The sequence below is a fragment of the Streptomyces sp. RG80 genome (genome assembly GCF_040446465.1).
Classification (GTDB): domain Bacteria; phylum Actinomycetota; class Actinomycetes; order Streptomycetales; family Streptomycetaceae; genus Streptomyces.
In genome coordinates, this window is record NZ_JBEAAJ010000003.1 from 147,349 (window position 1) to 164,110 (window position 16,762).

Here is a 16,762-nt window from a genome sequence, read left to right on the forward strand (position 1 = left end):
TTGAACGACCGGGCGCCCCGTGGTGAACTGGCGCCCGGTCAACGGCTGCACGGGGGAGAGACGCATGAGCCAGGTGGTCACCGAGACCATGGTGCGGGTCGAGAACGTCCACAAGTCCTTCGGGCGTGGCGCCGGAGTCGTCCACGCCCTGCGCGGGGTCTCCCTGGAGGTGCCGCGCGGTGAACTCGTCGCCCTCAAGGGGCGGTCGGGGTCCGGGAAGACGACCCTCCTCAACATCGTCGGCGGGCTCGACACACCGGACGAGGGGCGAATCGAGGTCGCCGGGCGCGACCTGGCCGGGCTCGACGAGGACGGGCTGCTCGCCCTGCGCCGGGACAGCATCGGCTTCGTCTTCCAGTCCTTCGGGCTGATACCGATCCTCACCGCCGCCGAGAACGTCGGCGTCCCGATGCGGCTGCGCCGGGCCGACGCACGCGAGCGTGAGGAGCGGGTCGAGCTGCTGCTGTCCCTGGTGGGCCTCGCCGACCACGCGGCACAGCGGCCCACCGAGCTCTCCGGCGGCCAGCAGCAGCGGGTCGCCATCGCCCGCGCCCTCGCCAACAACCCCTCGCTCCTCATCGCCGACGAGCCGACCGGCCAGCTCGACGCGGAGACCGGGCACGCCGTGATGGAGCTGCTGCGGGCCGTCGTACGCAGTGAGAACGTCACCGCGTTGGTCGCCACGCACGACGCGACCCTGCTGGATCTGGCCGACCGGGTGCTGGAGCTGGGCGACGGGGAGATCGTCGAGGTCTGAGCCGGTGGGGCAGCGCGCTGGGGGGTGCCGTCAGGGTTGCGTCAAAGACGGGGCCCGCGGCCGTTCCGGGCCCGTTTGCCGGGATCGCTGGTCGTAGGGTCGACGCTGCGTAGGCAGTAGTGACCGGAAGACAATGAGAACCATGGGACGCGGCAGGCTTCGGATCTACCTCGGTGGGGCACCGGGCGTCGGCAAGACGTACGCGATGCTCTCCGAGGGGCATCGGCGCGTCGAGCGGGGCACCGACTGTGTGGTGGCCTTCGTGGAGCACCACGGCCGGCCGCGCACCGAGGTGATGCTGCACGGCCTGGAGCAGATCCCGCGCCGGGAGCTGGACCACCGGAACGCCGTCTTCACCGAGATGGACGTGGACGCCGTGCTGCGTCGCGCGCCCGCCGTCGCCCTGGTGGACGAACTCGCCCACACCAATGTCCCCGGCTCCCGCAACGCCAAGCGCTGGCAGGACGTCGAGGAGCTGCTGGCGGCCGGGATCGACGTGATCTCGACGGTCAACATCCAGCATCTGGAGTCGCTGGGGGACGTCGTCGAGTCGATCACCGGCGTACGGCAGCGGGAGACCGTCCCCGACGAGGTCGTACGGCGGGCCGACCAGATCGAGCTGGTCGACATGTCGCCCCAGGCGCTGCGGCGGCGGATGGCGCACGGCAACATCTACCAGCCGGACAAGGTCGATGCGGCCCTGTCGAACTACTTCCGGCCCGGGAACCTCACCGCGCTGCGCGAACTGGCGCTGCTGTGGGTCGCGGACCGGGTCGACGAGTACCTGAAGCAGTACCGCAGCGAGCACCGGGTGTCGAGGATCTGGGGCTCGCGGGAGCGGATCGTCGTCGGACTGACCGGCGGGCCGGAGGGGCGGACGCTGATCCGGCGGGCCGCGCGGCTCGCGGAGAAGGGCGCGGGCGGCGAGGTGCTGGCCGTCTACATAGCCCGCAGCGACGGACTGACGTCGGCCTCGCCCAAGGAACTCGCCGTCCAGCGCACCCTCGTAGAGGACCTCGGCGGCACCTTCCACCACGTCGTCGGCGACGACATACCCGCAGCTCTCCTCGACTTCGCCCGCGGCGCCAACGCCACGCAGATCGTCCTCGGCTCGTCCCGTCGCAAGACCTGGCAGTACGTCTTCGGGCCCGGTGTCGGCACCACGGTCGCCCGGGACTCGGGGCCCGACCTGGACGTCCACATCGTCACCCACGACGAGGTCGCCAAGGGGCGCGGGCTGCCCGTCGCCCGGGGCGCGCGGCTCGGCCGGGCCCGGATCATCTGGGGCTGGGCGGTCGGTGTGGTCGGCCCGGCGGTGATGGCCCTGCTGCTCAACACCGTCGATCTCGGCCTCGCCAACGACATGCTGCTGTTCCTGACCGCGACGGTGGCCGCCGCCCTGCTCGGCGGACTGCTGCCCGCGCTGGCCTCGGCTGCGGTCGGCTCCCTGCTGCTGAACTACTTCTACACACCGCCCCTGCACCACTGGACCATCGCCGATCCCAAGAACATCGTCGCCATCGCGATCTTCGTCGGCGTCGGCGTCTCGGTCGCCTCCGTGGTCGACCTCGCCGCCCGGCGCACCCATCAGGCGGCCCGGCTGCGGGCCGAGTCGGAGATCCTGTCCTTCCTCGCCGGCAACGTGCTGCGCGGCGAGACCGGCCTGGAGGAGCTCCTGGAGCGGGTCCGGGAGACCTTCGCGATGGAGTCGGCGGCCCTGCTGGAGCGCGTGAGCGACGTCGAGCCGTGGACCTGCGCGGGCCGGGCCGGGCCGGGGCGCTCGGTCCAGCGGCCCGAGGACGCGGACGTGGAGGTGCCGGTCGGCGACCACATGGCGCTGGCCCTGACCGGCCGGGTGCTGCCCGCCGAGGACCGCCGGGTGCTGGCCGCGTTCGCCGCGCAGGCCGCCGTGGCGCTGGACCGGCGGCGCCTACAGGAGGAGGCCGACCGGGCCCGGACGCTGGCCGAGGGCAACCGGATCCGGACGGCGCTGCTGGCCGCCGTCAGCCATGATCTGCGCACCCCGCTGGCCGGGATCAAGGCGGCCGTGTCCTCGCTGCGCTCCGACGACGTGGCGTGGTCCGAGGAGGACCAGGCCGAGCTGCTGGAGGGCATCGAGGAGGGCGCCGACCGGCTCGACCACCTGGTGGGGAACCTGCTCGACATGTCCCGGCTCCAGACCGGCACCGTCACGCCCCTGATCCGCGAGATCGACCTCGACGAGGTGGCGCCCATGGCGCTCGGCGGGGTGCCCGAGGACAGCGTGGAGCTGGACATCCCGGAGACGCTGCCCATGGTCGCCGTGGACGCGGGGCTCCTCGAGCGGGCCATGGCCAACCTGGTCGAGAACGCCGTCAAGTACAGCCCGCCCGGCCGGACCGTCCTGGTGTCCGCCAGCGCCATCGCCGACCGGGTCGAGGTCCGGGTGGTCGACCGCGGTCCCGGTGTCCCCGACGAGGCGAAGGAACGTATCTTCGAGCCCTTCCAGCGGTACGGCGACGCCCCGCGCGGTGCCGGGGTGGGGCTCGGTCTCGCGGTGGCCCGCGGCTTCTCCGAGGCGATGAACGGCACGCTGAACGCCGAGGACACACCGGGGGGCGGCCTCACCATGGTGCTGACGCTCCGGGCGACGCAGACGCGCCCCGAGCCGGAACCCGACGTACAACCCGAAAGGCAGGTCACATGACCCGGGTGCTCGTGATCGAAGACGAGCCGCAGATCGTGCGCGCCCTCGTGATCAACCTCAAGGCCCGCAAGTACGAGGTCGACGCGGCCCACGACGGCGCCACCGCCCTCGAGCTCGCCGCCGCCCGCCACCCCGACGTGGTGGTCCTCGACCTGGGGCTGCCCGACATGGACGGCGTCGAGGTGATCCGGGGGCTGCGCGGCTGGACCCGGGTGCCGATCCTGGTGCTGTCCGCCCGGCACTCCTCCGACGAGAAGGTCGAGGCGCTCGACGCGGGCGCCGACGACTACGTCACCAAGCCCTTCGGCATGGACGAGCTGCTGGCCAGGCTGCGGGCGGCGGTCCGGCGGGCCGAGCCGGTCGGACCCGGCGAGGACGACGTGACGACGGTGGAGACCGAGGGGTTCACCGTCGATCTCGCCGCGAAGAAGGTCAACCGGGGCGGCAAGGACGTGCGGCTGACCCCCACGGAGTGGCATCTGCTGGAGGTGCTGGTGCGCAACACCGGCCGCCTCGTCAGCCAGAAGCAGCTGCTCCAGGAGGTCTGGGGGCCGTCGTACGGAACGGAGACGAACTACCTGCGCGTCTACATGGCCCAGCTCAGAAGAAAGCTGGAGGCGGACCCGTCGCATCCGAAGCACTTCATCACCGAGCCCGGTATGGGTTACCGGTTCGAGGGCTAGTACCGCGGGTACGAAGGTGTCAGTGCACCCCGGTACGCTTCACATATGAGTGCTGTTCCGCGTTCCGAAAAGCCGGTGGGCCGGTTTCGGCGCATGCTCGACCGGCTTTCCTCGTCCCAGGAGGACCTGGAGTCGGAGGAGTTGCGGGAGGACGCCGAGACCGCAGGCTGCATCAAGATCTGTGACTGCCACGACCGACAGATCGTGACCGTTACTGGTACCTTGCGCACGGTCACGCTGCGCCCGAGAGCCGGTGTCCCCGCGCTGGAGGCCGAGCTGTTCGACGGCTCCGCCGCCCTGGACGTGGTGTGGCTCGGCAGGCGCTCGATCGTGGGAATCGAGCCGGGGCGCAAGCTGATCGCGTCCGGCCGGATCTCGATGAGCCGGGGCCGCCGGGTGCTGTTCAACCCGAAGTACGAACTGAGACCCCTCGGTAGGGAGTAGCCGGTGACGTCGCTCGACAAGCCGACCGAAGAGACCGACCAGCACGACGCCCGGGCGGTGACCGAGGCCGCGCTGTTCGAGGCCTTCGGAGGCCTGCGCGGCATGGTCGAGACGGTGCTGCCCGGTCTGCTCTTCGTCACGATCTACACGATCAACAAGGACCTGCACATGTCCGCCATCGCCGCGCTCGCGGTGTCGGTGGTCCTGGTCGTGGTCCGCCTGGCGACGAAGGACACCGTCAAGCACGCCTTCAGCGGCGTCTTCGGCGTGGCCTTCGGTGTCGTCTTCGCGATGATGACCGGCAACGCGAAGGACTTCTACCTGCCCGGCATGCTCTACACGCTGGGCCTGGCCCTGGCCTACATCATCACCACCCTGTGCGGGGTCCCGCTGATCGGCCTGATCCTCGGCCCGGTCTTCAAGGAGAACCTCTCCTGGCGCACCCGCAACCCGGGCCGCAAGAAGGCGTACGCCAAGGCCAGTTACGCCTGGGGCGCGATCCTGCTCGCCAAGTGCGCGATCCTCTTCCCGCTCTACTGGTGGGCCGACACCACACAGCTCGGCTGGGTGCTGATCGCCCTGAAGATCCCGCCGTTCCTGCTCGCCGTCTGGCTGACCTGGGTCTTCCTGGCCAAGGCGCCCGCGCCCATCGACGTGTTCGCCGAGATGGAGGCCGCGGAGAAGGCCGAGGAGGAGCGCAAGGCGGCGCTGTCCGCGGAGCAGCACGGCGAGACGACCCCCGGTGCCCGCCACCGGCGCGAGGCGTAGCCACCTCTACGACGACGGAGGGCGCCCCCGATGACCGGGGGCGCCCTCCGTCGTCGTACCGCCTTAGGAGGCCTCTTCCCGGCGCACCGACAGCAGGTCCTCCAGCTGCTCCTCGCGGGCCGGGGCGGCCACGAAGAGGAGTTCGTCGCCGGCCTCCAGGGAGTCGTCCTGGGTCGGCGTCAGGACCCGGTTGCCGCGGATGATCGTCACCAGGGACGTGTCCTGCGGCCACTCGACGTCGCCGACCTGGGTGCCGGCCAGGGCCGACTCCTCGGGCAGGGTCAGCTCGACGAGGTTGGCGTCGCCGTGGCTGAAGCGCAGCAGTCGGACCAGGTCGCCGACGCTCACCGCCTCCTCGACCAGGGCCGACATCAGTCGGGGGGTCGAGACGGCGACGTCCACGCCCCAGGACTCGTTGAAGAGCCACTCGTTCTTGGGGTTGTTCACGCGGGCGACGACGCGCGGGACGCCGTACTCCGTCTTCGCGAGCAGGGAGACGACCAGGTTGACCTTGTCGTCGCCGGTCGCGGCGATGACGACGTTGCAGCGCTGGAGCGCCGCCTCGTCCAGGGACGTGATCTCGCAGGCGTCGGCCAGCAGCCACTCCGCCTGGGGGACGCGCTCGACCGAGATGGCGGTCGGCGCCTTGTCGATGAGAAGGACCTCGTGGCCGTTCTCCAGCAGTTCGCCCGCGATCGAGCGGCCGACCGCGCCGGCACCGGCAATGGCGACCCTCATCAGTGACCGCCCTCCTCTTCGGGACCCTTGGCGAACGCCGCCTCGACCTTGTCGACCTCGTCGGTGCGCATCATCACGTGCACCAGGTCGCCCTCCTGCAGCACCGTCTGCGAGCTGGGCAGGATGGCCTCACCGAGCCGGGTCAGGAACGCCACCCGGACGCCCGTCTCCTCCTGGAGCCGGCTGATCCGCTGGCCCACCCAGGAGGCGGAGGTGTGCACCTCGGCCAGCTGGACACCGCCGGTGGGGTCGCGCCACAGCGGCTCGGCGCCCGAGGGCAGCAGCCGGCGCAGCATCTGGTCGGCCGTCCAGCGGACCGTGGCCACGGTCGGGATGCCCAGGCGCTGGTAGACCTCGGCCCGGCGGGGGTCGTAGATCCGGGCCGCGACGTTCTCGATGCCGAACATCTCGCGGGCCACGCGGGCCGCGATGATGTTGGAGTTGTCACCGCTGGAGACGGCGGCGAAGGCGCCGGCCTCCTCGATGCCCGCCTCGCGCAGGGTGTCCTGGTCGAAGCCGACCCCGGTGACGCGGCGGCCTCCGAACCCGGAGCCCAGTCGTCGGAAGGCGGTGGGGTCCTGGTCGATCACGGCGACCGTGTGCCCCTGTTGCTCCAGGGTCTGGGCGAGAGCGGAACCCACTCTGCCGCAGCCCATGATGACGATGTGCACGACCGTCCTTCCGGTGTCAAGAGATACTGCTCAGCCCCATCAGGGTCTCAGACCGTCGCCCAAGCTACACACGCACGGTAGGACGGCGGCACCCCTGTGCACGGTTGTCCCGAGGTTCGGGACGATCAGCGGCGGCTGATGCTGCGGACGCTCACCAACGTCAGGATTCCGAGGCCGACAAGCGTGGCGGCGGCGCCGATCAGCTCTGCGGTCGCGTGCATGGAGCCTCCAAGGGGCGGCGACAGACGGGTTTTTGTCATATAGACATGCGCATCCGGTCCCCCACGGAATCCGCAGCCGGGGCACCCCGTGTTTTCACCCGGAGGGCAGAAGCGGGGTGGCGGGTGGTTGCGCACCCGTTCGAACGCCTACGATGTTCAGTCGTGTCCAAACTGACCGACGTGCCCAAACGGATTCTGATCGGGCGCGCACTGCGCAGTGACCGGCTGGGCGAAACGCTCCTGCCGAAGCGCATTGCTCTCCCCGTCTTCGCCTCCGACCCGCTGTCCTCCGTGGCGTACGCTCCCGGCGAGGTGCTGCTGGTCCTGTCCATCGCGGGCGTGTCGGCGTACCACTTCAGCCCTTGGATCGCCGTCGCGGTCGTGGTGCTGATGTTCACGGTGGTCGCCTCGTACCGGCAGAACGTCCACGCCTACCCGAGCGGCGGCGGCGACTACGAGGTCGCCAACACCAACCTCGGGCCCAAGGCCGGCCTCACCGTCGCCAGCGCCCTGCTCGTCGACTACGTCCTGACCGTCGCCGTGTCGATCTCCTCCGGCATCGAGAACCTCGGCTCCGCGGTGCCCTTCGTCGTCGAGCACAAGGTGCTCTGCGCGATCGGCGTGATCGTGCTGCTCACCCTGATGAACCTGCGCGGCGTGCGCGAGTCCGGCTCGCTGTTCGCGATCCCGACGTACGTCTTCGTCGCGGGCGTCTTCATCATGATCGCCTGGGGCGCGTTCCGCGGCCTGGTCCTCGACGAGACCATGCGGGCGCCGACCGCGGACTACCAGATCAAGCCCGAACACCAGGGCCTGGCCGGCTTCGCCCTGGTCTTCCTGCTGCTGCGCGCCTTCTCCTCCGGCTGTGCCGCGCTCACCGGCGTCGAGGCCATCTCCAACGGCGTTCCGGCGTTCCGCAAGCCGAAGTCCAAGAACGCGGCGACCACGCTCGCCGCGATGGGCCTGCTCGCCGTCACCATGTTCTGCGGCATCATCGCGCTGGCCATGGTGACCAAGGTCCGCATGGCCGAGAACCCGGCCGTCGACCTGGTCCACGACGGTGTCGCGCTCGGCTCCGACTACGTCCAGAACCCGGTGATCTCCCAGGTCGCCGAGGCCGTCTTCGGCAAGGGCAGCTTCCTGTTCATCGTGCTGGCCGCGGCCACCGCGCTGGTGCTGTTCCTCGCCGCGAACACCGCCTACAACGGCTTCCCGCTGCTCGGCTCGATCCTCGCCCAGGACCGCTACCTCCCGCGCCAGCTGCACACCCGCGGCGACCGCCTGGCGTTCTCCAACGGCATCGTGCTGCTCGCCGGCGCGGCCGGACTGCTGGTCGGGATCTACGGCGCCGACTCCACCCGGCTCATCCAGCTCTACATCGTCGGCGTGTTCGTGTCCTTCACGCTCAGCCAGACCGGCATGGTCCGGCACTGGAACCGCCACCTGGCCACCGAGAAGGACGAGACCAAGCGCCGTCACATGGTCCGCTCGCGCGCCATCAACGCCTTCGGCGCCTTCTTCACCGGCCTGGTGCTGGTCGTCGTCCTGGTCACCAAGTTCACGCACGGCGCCTGGGTCGCCCTGCTCGGCATGGTGATCTTCTACGCGACCATGTCCGCGATCCGTAAGCACTACGACCGCGTGGCCGAGGAGATCGCGGCCCCCGAGGGCCCGAGCGACGACAGCGTACGACCCTCCCGCGTCCACTCGGTCGTCCTGATCTCCAAGATCCACCGGCCGACCCTGCGGGCCCTGGCCTACGCCAAGCTGATGCGCTCCGACACCCTGGAGGCGCTGAGCGTCAACGTCGACCCGGCGGAGACCAAGGCGCTGCGCGCGGAGTGGGAGCGGCGCGGGATCGACGTACCGCTGAAGGTGCTGGACTCGCCGTACCGCGAGATCACGCGGCCGGTCATCGAGTACGTGAAGAGCCTGCGCAAGGAGTCGCCGCGGGACGCGGTGTCCGTGATCATTCCCGAGTACGTGGTCGGCCACTGGTACGAGCATCTGCTGCACAACCAGAGCGCGCTCAGGCTCAAGGGCCGGCTGCTGTTCACGCCGGGGGTCATGGTGACCTCGGTGCCGTACCAGCTCCAGTCCTCGGAGGCGGCGAAGAACCGGGCCAAGAAGCGGCAGGACTGGAACGCGCCGGGTGCGGTGCGGCGTGGTCCGGCCGTGGAGCGGGCGAAGGAGACGTCGACGCCGAAGTAGACTGGTTGGCTGTCGTCCCGGCCGCTTTCGTTCCGTGTCCGGCCGTTTCCCCCCTTGACGTTGTGGAGTCACCCCGCCATGCAGGCAGAACCGAAGAAATCGCTGGTGGGGATGGAGTTCGAGGTCGAGGTCGGACCCGTCGCCCACGGCGGGCACTGCATCGCCCGTACCTCCGACGGGCAGGTGCTGTTCGTCCGGCACGCGCTGCCCGAGGAGCGGGTGATCGCGCGGGTGACCGAGGGCGAGGAGGGGGCGCGGTTCCTGCGCGCGGACGCGGTGTCGGTGCTGTCGGCCTCCAAGGACCGCGTCGAGGCGCCCTGTCCCTTCGCCGGCCCCGGCCGCTGCGGTGGCTGCGACTGGCAGCACGCCAAGCCGGGCGCCCAGCGTCGCCTCAAGGGCGAGGTCGTCGCCGAGCAGCTCAAGCGGCTCGCGGGGCTCACGCCCGAGGAGGCCGGCTGGGACGGCACGGTGATGCCGGCCGAGGGCGACAAGCTGCCGGCCGGTGAGGTGCCGCAGTGGCGCACCCGGGTGCAGTACGCCGTGGACGCCGACGGCAACGCCGGGCTCCGCCGCCACCGCTCGCACGACGTCGAGCCGATCGACCACTGCATGATCGCGGCGCCGGGCGTGAGCGAGCTGGGCATCGAGGAGCGGGACTGGGCCGGGATGGCGTCCGTGGAGGCCATCGCGGCGACGGGCTCGCAGGACCGGATGGTGATCCTGGAGCCCCGCCCGGGCGCCCGGCTGCCTCTGGTCGAACTGGACAAGCCCGTCTCCGTCATGCGGGTCGAGGAGAAGGACGGTGGCGTCCACCGCGTCCACGGCCGCGCGTTCGTCCGCGAGCGGGCCGACGGCCGTACCCACCGGGTGGGCAGCGGCGGCTTCTGGCAGGTCCACCCGAAGGCGGCCGACACCCTGGTGACGGCGGTCATGCAGGGACTGCTGCCCCGCAAGGGCGAGATGGCCCTCGACCTCTACTGCGGCGTCGGCCTCTTCGCGGGCGCCCTCGCCGACCGGCTCGGCGACCAGGGCGCGGTCCTCGGCATCGAGTCCGGCAAGCGGGCGGTGGAGGACGCGCGACACAACCTCGCCGCCTTCGACCGGGTGCGGATCGAGCAGGGCAAGGTCGAGAGCGTCCTCCCGCGCACCGGCATCACCGAGGTCGACCTCATCGTCCTGGACCCGCCGCGCGCGGGGGCGGGGCGCAAGACGGTCGAGCACCTGTCGGGCTTGGGGGCGCGGCGGATCGCCTACGTGGCGTGCGATCCGGCGGCGTTGGCCCGGGACCTGGGGTACTTCCGGGACGGGGGGTATCGGGTGCGGACGCTTCGGGTGTTCGATCTGTTTCCGATGACGCATCACATGGAGTGCGTGGCGATCCTTGAGCCTGCCGCCAAGGGCTCCTGACCTGGCGCACCGCTTCTCAGGCGGCACGCAGTGGTGTCGGCCCGAACTCACGCTCCGGCGCTATGGTTGGGCGTAAGCGGACGGGTGTCCGCTAGTGCGGGCGACCTGAAGGAGGGGGAGTGGAGTCCCGAAACGACGGGCCCCAGCGCTCGGACGCGCAGCGCAATCGGGAGCGGATCCTGGAGGTGGCGCTGGCCGAGCTGTCGCGTGCGGTGGATGTGCCGCTGAGCCTGATCGCCAAGAAGGCGGGGGTGGGGCAGGGGACGTTCTACCGCAACTTCCCCAACCGTGAGGCGCTCGTTCTAGAGGTCTACCGCCACGAGGCGCAACAGCTCGCCGACGCCGCGACGGAGCTGCTCAAGACTCGGGCGCCTGATCAGGCGCTGCGTGACTGGCTGGACCAGCTCGCCCGCTTCGCCGTCGCCAAGGCCGGTCTGGCGGACGCGATGCGGCAGATCGTCGGTACGTCGGACGGTCCGGCCCAGCCGGGTTACGCACTGGTGGTCGAGGCGATCGAGGCGCTGCTCGCGGCCAATCACGAGGTGGGCGCCCTCCGCCCGGGGCTGACGTCCGGCGACTTCGTCCTGGCCGTCGCGGGCATCTGGCAGATCGATGCCCGCGGGGACTGGCAGACCCAGAGCGCCCGGCTCCTGGAGATCGTGATGGACGGACTGCGTGCGGGGGCGCCTGGGTACGGGGGGCCGGTCAGTCCGTGATGACGGCGTCGCGGTGGATCCACTCGGGGCTGTGGGCCGCCTTGAAAAGAAAGTCCGCGACGTCCGCTCGGCTGATCGTCGGGTTGCCCTTCATCGGCAGACGCTCGCCGACGAGGTAGGTGCCCTTGGCGGGGTCCTTGGTCAGCATGGTCGGGTAGACCAGCGTCCAGTCCAGGCCGCTGGAGCGGATCTCCCTCTCGGAGAGCTCCTTGTTGGCGTAGATGTTCCGCAGGAACGTGCGGTACATGACCTTCTGCACGGCGCTCGCCGAGCGGAAGGTGTCACCCACGCCGAACGACGACAGCCAGACCAGGCGGGAGACCCCCATCTCCTGGGCCGCGCCGATGACGGCCGCCGAGGCGCGGGTGAACAGGTCGTCGGCCCGTACGGAGGTGCTCCTGCCCAGGGCCGAGACGACGGCGTCCTGCCCGACCATGGCCTTCGCGACATCGCGCTGCGAGGTGGCGTCGCCGGCGACCACGGTGACCTGGTCCGCCAGGTCTTGCAGCGCCTCCGGCCTGCGGGCGAGGACGGTGACCCGGTCGCCGGACTGGAGGGCCAGGTCGACGACGTGGCGACCGGTGGGGCCGGTCGCGCCGAGGATGAGCAGATTCATGGCGAGGGGACCTTCCGCTACAGCCGAGCGCGTGCGTGCGAGGCGGGACGCGAGGCGCAAGCGGACGACTGTCCGCTACTGGAAAAACGTACCGGACAGCTATCCGGTTAGCAACCTTCCGGGAAGTGGGTAAGGGCTTCCGCCCTGCTCGCCTAGCGCCAGTCGGGGACGCTCGAGACGGGTGGCAGATCGGCTTCGATCTTCGCTCGGATCTCCTGCATCACGGCGACGATGCGGGCCTCGTGCTCCGGCGTGAGGCGGGCCACCGGGACCGAGCAGCTGATCGCGTCGGTGGCCGGGGAGGCGTAGCGCAGGGCGAAGCCGAAGCCGGCGATGCCGGGCACCGTCTCCTCGCGGTCGATGGAGTGGCCGCGTTCACGGATGCGGGCCAGGTCGGCGACGAGGGTGGCGCGGGTGGTGTGGGTGTTGGGCGTGAGGGCGGTCAACGGGCCCTCCGGGAGCGGTAGTTCGGCGTCGGGACGCTCGGCGAGCAGGGCTTTGCCGAGGGCGCCGGCGTGGGCGGGGATGCGGCGGCCGACGCGGCTGATGGTGCGCAGGTACTCGTGGGACTCGCGGGTGGCGAGGTAGACGACGTCCGGGCCGTCGAGCCGGGCCATGTGGATCGTCTCGCCGAGCGCGTCCGAGGCCTCGTCGAGGTAGGGGCGGACGACCCGGATACGGCGGTCGCCGTCGAGGTAGCTCGTGCCGGTGAGCAGCGCGCGGATGCCGATGCCGTAGAGGGAGCCGGTGACGTCGGTGCGGACCCAGCCGCAGTCGACGAGGGTCTGGAGCAGCTGGTACATGCTGCTGCGGGGCACGTCCAGCTCCTCCGCGAGCTGGTCCAGGCGTGAGGGCCGCTCCCCTCGTCCCGCGAGCAGTTCGAGCAACGCGACGGTTCTGGCCGCCGACTTCACCCCGCGGACACCTGTCTTCTCCGGCATGCGTACATCGTAATTCCGCGCGAATTCACGACCGTTCACCCATTGACCCGGCCCGTTCACCCACCTAACCTCCATCTGCATACGCAGACAGCATCTGCATACAGGGATGGGATTCATGACAGGGATCAGCGCCGAGGTCGCCGAGACCACTCAGCGGCTCCGGGACGGCATGGCGGGCGGGGTGCTCTCCTTCCCCCTCACGAGCTTCCGGGACGACGGCGGGCTCGACCTGGACGCCTACCGGACCTACCTGGCCGACCGGTTGGCCGCCGAACCCGGCGCCGTCTTCCCGGCCTGCGGCACGGGGGAGTTCTTCTCGCTGGACGAGGACGAGTACCGCGCGGTCGTGGCGGCCACCGTCGAGATCGCCGACGGGCGGCTGCCGGTGGTCGCGGGGATCGGTTACGGCTGGGCGCAGGCGCTGCGGTTCGCGCGGATCGCGGAGGAGGCCGGCGCCGACGCGCTGCTGGTGCTCCCGCACTATCTGGTGGCCGCGCCGCAGGAGGGGCTGGTGGGGCAGCTGGAGCGGATCGCGGCGGGTACGCGGCTGCCGCTCATCGCCTATCAGCGCGGTCAAGTCGCCTTCACCGCCGCCTCGTTGAGGCATATCGCGCGGATCCCGGGAGTGATCGGCCTCAAGGACGGCCACAGCGACCTCGACCGGCTCCAGCGCCTCACCCTCGCCGCCCCGGAGGGCTTCCTGTTCTTCAACGGCGCCTCCACCGCCGAGATCCAGGCCCGCGCCTACGCGACCGTCGGCGTGCCCGCCTACTCCTCCGCCGTGCACGCCTTCGCCCCCGAGATCGCCGACGCCTTCTTCACCGCGCTGAAGGACGGCGACGACACCGTCGTGACCACGCTCCTACGTGAGTTCTACGTCCCGCTCGTCGAACTCCGCGACCGCGTCCCCGGATACGCCGTCTCCCTGGTCAAGGCGGCCGCCCGGCTCCGCGGCCTCCCGGTCGGTCCGGTACGCGCCCCGCTCGCCGACCCGTCACCCGCGGACCTCGCCGAGCTGGAGAAGGTGCTGGACCACGGGCTGAGCCTGGTCGGCGCCGTACGACGACCCGTCTGACACCCCCGTTGCCCCACCCTCCCCACGCCCCCCACTCCCCCCAACCCTCCCCACATCCCCACGCTCGACAGTTCAAAGGAGAACTGCCATGCCTCTTCTCGTGGTCGGGATCAGTGTCCTGGTCCTGCTGCTCCTGATGACCAGACTGAGGCTCAACGGCTTCGCGGCGCTGCTGCTCGTCGCGGTCGGTGTCGCGCTGGTCCAGGGCATACCGGTGGCGACCGTCCCGGACGTCCTCTCCGAGGGCATCGGGGACCAGATCGGCGACACCATGCTCACCATCGGGCTCGGCGCCATGGTCGGCCGCGTCATGGGTGACTCGGGCGCCGCCCAGCGCATAGCCGGCAGGCTCCTGGACGCCTTCGGGCCGCGCTGGGTGCAGGTGGCGATGGTGGTCACCGCGATGCTGATCGGCGTGACCATGTTCTACGAGGTCGCGTTCATCATCATCGTGCCGATCGCGTTCACCCTCGTCCGGGTCACCGGGGCGCCGCTGCTGTGGGTCGGCCTGCCGATGTCCATCACGCTGTCGACGATGCACAGCTTCCTGCCGCCGCACCCCGGCCCCACCGCCGTCGCCGCGACCTTCGACGCCTCCGTCGGACTGACCCTGTTCTACGGCCTGTTCATCGCCGTCCCGGCGGGCGTGTTCATCGCCCTGCTCTGGCCGCGCCTGCCGTTCATCAAGGCGATGACGCCCACCATCCCCCAAGGGCTGGTCACCGAGCGGGAGTTCACGGACGAGGAGATGCCCGGTCTGGGCTGGTCGCTGTTCGTGGCGCTGTTCCCCGTGGTGCTCATCGTGGCGGCCGCCGTGACCGACATGGCCACCTCCACCGAGAACGGGTTCCTGCACTTCGTCGCCTTCATCGGCTCGGCGCCCATCGCGCTGCTGCTCACCCTGTGCCTGGCGATCTGGGCGTTCGGGCCGCGGATCGGCCGCAGCCTGGAGGAGGTCGGCGCCTCCTGCACCTCGGCGGCCAAGGCGATGGCGATGATCCTGCTGGTGATCGGCGCGGGCGGGGCGTTCAAGAACGTCCTCGTCGAGGGCGGGATCTCCGACTACATCAAGGACGCCACAGACAGCTGGTCCATCTCGCCGATCATCCTGGCCTGGCTCGTCGCCGTCATCCTCCGCATCGCGCTCGGCTCGGCGACCGTCGCCGTCGTCACCGCGTCCGGCGTGGTGCTGCCCCTGCTCGCGGACAGCGGAGCCCATCCGGAGATCATGGTGCTCGCCGTCGCCTGCGGCTCCATCGCCTTCTCCCACGTCAACGACCCGGGATTCTGGCTGTTCAAGGAGTACTTCAACCTCTCCGTCATCGAAGCGATCAAGGTCCGTACGAGCTACACGACCGTCCTCGCGATACTCGGCCTCGGCGGTGTCCTGATCGCCGAACAGATCCTCGACGCCCTCAGCCTCTGAAGAACCCCCACCGCACTCTCTCCGAAGAACCCCCACCTCACCCCGGAAGGGCCCCCGATGAGCATCGGACAGCCGACCGTCACGGCGTTCGCCGTCTACCCCGTCGCCGGCCGGGACAGCATGGAGCTGAACCTCTCCGGCGCGCACGGCCCCTACTTCACCCGCAACATCGTCGTCCTCACCGACTCCGAGGGACGGACCGGGCTGGGGGAGGTGCCCGGCGGGGAGAAGATCACACGGACATTGCGGGACGCCGAGTCGTCGGTCGTCGGGGCCAAGGTGGGCGACTACAAGCGGGTGCTGCGCGAGATCGGCGACCGGTTCGCCGACCGCGACTCGGGCGGCCGCGGCGCCCAGACCTTCGACCTGCGCACCACCGTCCACGCGGTCACGGCCGTCGAATCGGCCCTGCTCGACCTGCTCGGGCAGCACCTCGACGTGCCCGTGGCGGCCCTGCTCGGTGACGGCCAACAGCGCGACTCGGTCCGGGTGTTGGGCTACCTCTTCTACGTCGGTGACCCGGACCGCACCGATCTGGAGTACGTCCGGGAACCCGACTCCCCGGTGGACTGGTACCGGATCCGGCACGAGGAGGCCCTCACGCCGGAGGCGATCGTCCGGCAGGCCGAGGCGGCCTACGACCTGTACGGCTTCCGGGACTTCAAGCTCAAGGGCGGGGTCCTGGCGGGCGCCGAGGAGGTCAAGGCCGTACGCGCCCTCAAGAGCCGCTTCCCCGAGGCCCGCATCACGCTCGACCCGAACGGCGCCTGGTCACTGGCGGAGGCTATCGAGCTGTGCCGTCCGCTGGGCGACACGCTCGCGTACGCGGAGGACCCCTGCGGGGCCGAGGGCGGCTACTCCGGGCGGGAGATCCTCGCCGAGTTCCGCCGCGCCACCGGGCTGCCCACCGCGACCAACATGATCGCCACGGACTGGCGTCAGATGACCCATGCCCTGGCCCTTCAGTCGGTCTCCATCCCGCTGGCCGACCCGCACTTCTGGACCATGCAGGGCTCGGTGCGGGTGGCGCAGCTGTGCAACGCGATGGGGCTGACCTGGGGTTGCCACTCCAACAACCACTTCGACATCTCCCTGGCGATGGTCACCCACTGCGGTGCCGCGGCCCCCGGCGAGTACAACGCCCTGGACACGCACTGGATCTGGCAGGAGGGCCTGGAACGGCTCACCGTGAACCCGCCCCGTATCGTCGGCGGCGAGATCGCCGTGCCCGACGCGCCGGGTCTGGGCGTCGAGCTCGACATGGACCGGCTCCTCGCGGCGCACGAGCTGTACCAGCGGAAGGCGCTGGGGGGCCGTGACGACGCCGTCACCATGCAATACCTCGTCCCCGGCTGGGAGTTCGACAACAAGCGGCCGTGCCTCGTGCGATAGACGAGGTGGG

The 16,762-nt window shown here is 70.5% G+C and carries 15 protein-coding genes; 11 read left to right on the plus strand and 4 right to left on the minus strand.

All coding sequences use genetic code 11. The annotated features are described in order from the left end of the window. The first annotated feature begins 64 nt into the window (after positions 1-64). The 5 genes from ABKA17_RS10875 (at position 65) to ABKA17_RS10895 (ending at position 5,338) form a co-directional block, all read left to right on the plus strand. Entirely contained in the window at positions 65-757 is a 693-nt protein-coding gene (locus tag ABKA17_RS10875; protein WP_353691743.1) for an ABC transporter ATP-binding protein, read from the plus strand. Between the two features lie 142 nt (positions 758-899). Next, positions 900-3,443: an ATP-binding protein gene (locus tag ABKA17_RS10880; RefSeq protein ID WP_353691744.1), complete on the plus strand. Its 2,544-nt coding sequence runs from the start codon at positions 900-902 to the stop codon at positions 3,441-3,443. Beyond that, positions 3,440-4,126 (plus strand): response regulator, encoded by a 687-nt coding sequence (locus ABKA17_RS10885; protein ID WP_353691745.1) that lies wholly within the window; start codon positions 3,440-3,442, stop codon positions 4,124-4,126. Before ABKA17_RS10880 ends, ABKA17_RS10885 begins: the two co-directional genes overlap by 4 nt. A 45-nt stretch (positions 4,127-4,171) precedes the next feature. Next, positions 4,172-4,570, plus strand: coding sequence for an OB-fold nucleic acid binding domain-containing protein (locus tag ABKA17_RS10890; protein ID WP_353691746.1), 399 nt, complete (start codon positions 4,172-4,174; stop codon positions 4,568-4,570). A gap of 3 nt (positions 4,571-4,573) precedes the next feature. After that, the gene (locus ABKA17_RS10895) at positions 4,574-5,338 is read left to right on the plus strand and encodes a DUF3159 domain-containing protein (RefSeq protein ID WP_353691747.1); all 765 of its coding nucleotides are present in this window, start codon (positions 4,574-4,576) and stop codon (positions 5,336-5,338) included. A 63-nt stretch (positions 5,339-5,401) separates the two neighbouring features. On the opposite strand, the gene ABKA17_RS10900 is transcribed toward ABKA17_RS10895, so the two are convergent. Beyond that, positions 5,402-6,076: a potassium channel family protein gene (locus tag ABKA17_RS10900; protein WP_353691748.1), complete on the minus strand. Its 675-nt coding sequence runs from the start codon at positions 6,074-6,076 to the stop codon at positions 5,402-5,404. Beyond that, positions 6,076-6,747 carry a potassium channel family protein gene (locus tag ABKA17_RS10905; RefSeq protein ID WP_353691749.1) on the minus strand — a complete coding sequence of 224 codons (672 nt, stop codon included), beginning with the start codon at positions 6,745-6,747 and terminating at the stop codon, positions 6,076-6,078. The genes ABKA17_RS10900 and ABKA17_RS10905 overlap by 1 nt, the downstream gene beginning before the upstream one ends. Positions 6,748-7,130: 383 nt before the next feature. Between ABKA17_RS10905 and ABKA17_RS10910 the strand changes: the two genes are divergently transcribed. The 3 genes from ABKA17_RS10910 (at position 7,131) to ABKA17_RS10920 (ending at position 11,302) form a co-directional block, all read left to right on the plus strand. Then, complete coding sequence (locus ABKA17_RS10910) at positions 7,131-9,179, plus strand: APC family permease (protein WP_353691750.1); 2,049 nt, start codon at positions 7,131-7,133, stop codon at positions 9,177-9,179. A gap of 78 nt (positions 9,180-9,257) precedes the next feature. After that, positions 9,258-10,586, plus strand: a complete 1,329-nt coding sequence (locus ABKA17_RS10915; RefSeq protein ID WP_353691751.1) for a class I SAM-dependent RNA methyltransferase — start codon at positions 9,258-9,260, stop codon at positions 10,584-10,586. Positions 10,587-10,705: 119 nt separating this feature from the next. Then, positions 10,706-11,302 (plus strand): TetR/AcrR family transcriptional regulator, encoded by a 597-nt coding sequence (locus tag ABKA17_RS10920; protein WP_353691752.1) that lies wholly within the window; start codon positions 10,706-10,708, stop codon positions 11,300-11,302. Here ABKA17_RS10920 and ABKA17_RS10925 read toward each other — a convergent pair. Together ABKA17_RS10925 and ABKA17_RS10930 are read right to left on the minus strand one after the other, a co-directional pair. After that, positions 11,292-11,918, minus strand: a complete 627-nt coding sequence (locus ABKA17_RS10925) for an NAD(P)-dependent oxidoreductase (RefSeq protein WP_353691753.1) — start codon at positions 11,916-11,918, stop codon at positions 11,292-11,294. The two genes, ABKA17_RS10920 and ABKA17_RS10925, sit on opposite strands and share 11 nt — an antisense overlap. Before the next feature lie 152 nt (positions 11,919-12,070). Next, a complete protein-coding gene (locus ABKA17_RS10930; protein WP_353691754.1) occupies positions 12,071-12,859 on the minus strand; it encodes an IclR family transcriptional regulator in 789 nt (262 codons plus the stop codon). Positions 12,860-12,974: 115 nt separating this feature from the next. On the opposite strand from ABKA17_RS10930, the gene ABKA17_RS10935 reads away from it, so the two are divergent. The 3 genes from ABKA17_RS10935 to ABKA17_RS10945 all read left to right on the plus strand — a co-directional run bounded on the left by ABKA17_RS10935 (position 12,975) and on the right by ABKA17_RS10945 (position 16,752). Next, on the plus strand, positions 12,975-13,934 hold the full coding sequence (locus tag ABKA17_RS10935) for a 5-dehydro-4-deoxyglucarate dehydratase (protein WP_353691755.1): 960 nt from the start codon (positions 12,975-12,977) through the stop codon (positions 13,932-13,934). An 88-nt stretch (positions 13,935-14,022) separates the two neighbouring features. After that, positions 14,023-15,360 carry a gluconate:H+ symporter gene (locus ABKA17_RS10940; RefSeq protein WP_353691756.1) on the plus strand — a complete coding sequence of 446 codons (1,338 nt, stop codon included), beginning with the start codon at positions 14,023-14,025 and terminating at the stop codon, positions 15,358-15,360. A gap of 63 nt (positions 15,361-15,423) precedes the next feature. Beyond that, positions 15,424-16,752, plus strand: coding sequence for an enolase C-terminal domain-like protein (locus ABKA17_RS10945; RefSeq protein ID WP_353692319.1), 1,329 nt, complete (start codon positions 15,424-15,426; stop codon positions 16,750-16,752). The last annotated feature ends 10 nt before the right edge of the window (positions 16,753-16,762 follow it).